This window comes from Pantanalinema rosaneae CENA516 (assembly GCF_050753385.1).
GTDB lineage: Bacteria > Cyanobacteriota > Cyanobacteriia > Leptolyngbyales > Leptolyngbyaceae > Pantanalinema > Pantanalinema rosaneae.
This window is the reverse complement of record NZ_JBLZFZ010000147.1, coordinates 1-2,630: the sequence shown is the minus strand read 5'-3', so window position 1 is coordinate 2,630 and position 2,630 is coordinate 1. Positions and strand designations below refer to the sequence as shown.

Genomic DNA, 2,630 nt, shown 5'->3' with positions numbered 1-2,630 from the left:
TTGCCACACTGCCCCAAACAGGAGCTTTGCACCACGGCGATCGCTGGACTGGTGGAGGCCTGAAATGCTGCCAGCACCGAGGCGGCTCCCAATTTGAGACAGGAGCGATGTTGACAAACTAAAACGGTGTGAGTCACCACTAACGTACCACTTGCCCCATGTAACTGCCCCACAGGCGAGCGGCTTGGGCACTACTTCCCCCCGTGGGCACCACCTGATCATTCCCTAACCAAATGCCAGTCACTAAGCCGCGATCGGGCACGTAACCAACAAACCACAGATCGGCATTGTCGTTGGTGGTACCCGTTTTTCCGGCTTCTCCCAAGCCGATCGCGGCATCACGTCCTGTACCACTCCGCACCACCCCTTGCAAAAGCGTCGTCATCGTATCGGCAACTTCAGCACTCAAGACCGATCGATTCATTTCCGGGTCTTGATCGGCGGAGTAAATGACTCGACAGGTGCGAATGTCTTTGGGATTCTGGCAGTCACTACTATCAAGAATCCGGCGAATTGTTCGAGGTGGATTAAACACACCTTGATTCGCCAGTACCCCGAAGGCACCTGTCATTTCTAAAACCGTCACGCTACTCTGACCGAGTACCAGTCCAGGCACCGCCTCTAACTGGGACTTAATCCCCAGCCGATGCGCCATATTTGCCACCTGATTTAAACCCGCCTGTTGGGCAATCCGGAGGGCAACCACATTCTCGGATAGCGCCATGCCAGTGTACATATCCAGGCTACCTGCCCCTGCCCGACAGCCATCAAAATACTGCCCCTGCCAGTTCAACCCACCGCAGGAAAAGCCTGTGCCGGGAGAGGTTCCTTGCTCCAGTGCCGCCGCAAAAGCAAACACTTTAAAGGTAGAACCGGGTTGCCGTTCTGCCTGGGTAGCGCGGTTAAATTGACTGGTTTTATAATCCACACCGCCCACTAAAGCCCGAACTTCCCCTGTTTTGGCATCTAAGGTAACGATCGCCCCTTGGGAATAGCCCAGATTTGCCCCGGCACCGGCAATTTCATTCCGCAGGGCAGTTTCGGCTTGCGCTTGCATCTGGAGATCTAGACCCGTTTCCACAATAAAATTGCCTTCCGCCGCCAGATCCCGTCCCAATAAGGCTTCCAGATCGGCAAACACCTGATCGTAGTAATAGGGAGCTAACGTCCCTTGCAGTTCTTCCCGCGCTTTCGGGTTGACATCGATCCGCGATCGACGGGCGGCTTGTTCCTCCTCCGCCGAAATCATCCCCAGACTCAACATGCGACTGAGGACACCATCTCGCTGCTGAATTGCTCTCTGGTAATTGCGAACCGGATTATACAGATTCGGGGCTGGCAACATCCCCACCAGCGTTGCCGCTTCCGAGAGGGTTAAGTCCTTCGCCGATTTATTCAGATAAAACTGGGCAGCATCCTCAAATCCATAGGCACCATTGCCCATAAACACCCGATTCAGGTAGGTCAGCAGCAGAAAATCCTTGTTATGAAAGGTTTCCAGCTTCATGGCAGCAACCATTTCGCGCAGTTTGCGAGCAGGAGTGTCCTCAGTGCCGACATAATCCCGCAAAATACTACGAGCCAGTTGCTGAGTCAGGGTGCTGGCTCCCTCGCGAATTTCGCCCCCCCGCACATTTGCCACTAATGCCCGCATCACCCCGATCGGATCAACGCCAAAATGCCAGTAGAAGCGAGAATCTTCCGAGGCAATCACCGCATTTGGCAAATAGGGGGAATATTCGGACAACTGCTTCATTTCGGCATGGGTGCGGGTCGTCATGGCGGTCAGGGGCGTTTCCCCATCTCGGGCATAGACCATCACCGGACCCTGAACAGACAAGGGCAGAGGCGTAACTGAAAACTTTTGCCACTCCACCAACGTCGCGATCGTCGCTAATGCCGCTAGACCACTAAACCCATAAATGGCATAGCGATAGACTTTGATATACCAGGGGGGCGGATCATAAAACTTGATCCGCACCGCATCCGCTAATTCCGACGGCCCCAGGGTATAGATATCATTGTGCCGCAATACCATCGAGCGAATCCGCCGCTTGCCCCGAAAGATACCATTGGTCGAATTTTCGTCTCGCAGCACAAACGGCGATCGCAGCACATAGGCGAGTATTCCTGGTGGCTGCTTCTTGCGATTGAGGGAAAGATGGCGCTGACTCACCACCGGATTGCGAATCACAATGTCGCACTCTTTAGAACTCCGTCCCAACACATAGCGATCGCCCAGCAAGGGATATTTTTCGGCATGGTCAGCTTCCGCATCCTGCACCCATAGCTCCGGGACTCTCGCATTCGGATTCAGCTTGAGTTTGGAGAAATAAACCCGCGTTTGATGCTGAACCGTTTGAACCGTCTGAGTAACTTTTCCTAAAAACGTTTGAGGTGGCTGAGTCGGTGGAGTCATGGGTTATCAACCAACAGGGCATAGAGAAGACAGAATCAAGACCGATCCTGAACATTCCAGTCGGCTTCTGCCCTATTCTAGACAACCCGCACGAACTCAGCAGTAATCAGTGGTCACTTAATCCTCATCTTCCCATCTCCCTCATCTTCCTCATCCTCCCATCTCCCTCATCTTCCTCATCCTCCCATCTCCCTCATCTTCCTCATCCTCC

General features: G+C 53.7%; 1 protein-coding gene. It reads right to left on the bottom strand.

What is annotated here, in order from left to right; genetic code table 11:
• Positions 1-139: 139 nt before the first annotated feature.
• Positions 140-2,419 carry a transglycosylase domain-containing protein gene (locus ACN4EK_RS32370; protein ID WP_431662559.1) on the bottom strand — a complete coding sequence of 760 codons (2,280 nt, stop codon included), beginning with the start codon at positions 2,417-2,419 and terminating at the stop codon, positions 140-142.
• Between the last annotated feature and the right edge of the window lie 211 nt (positions 2,420-2,630).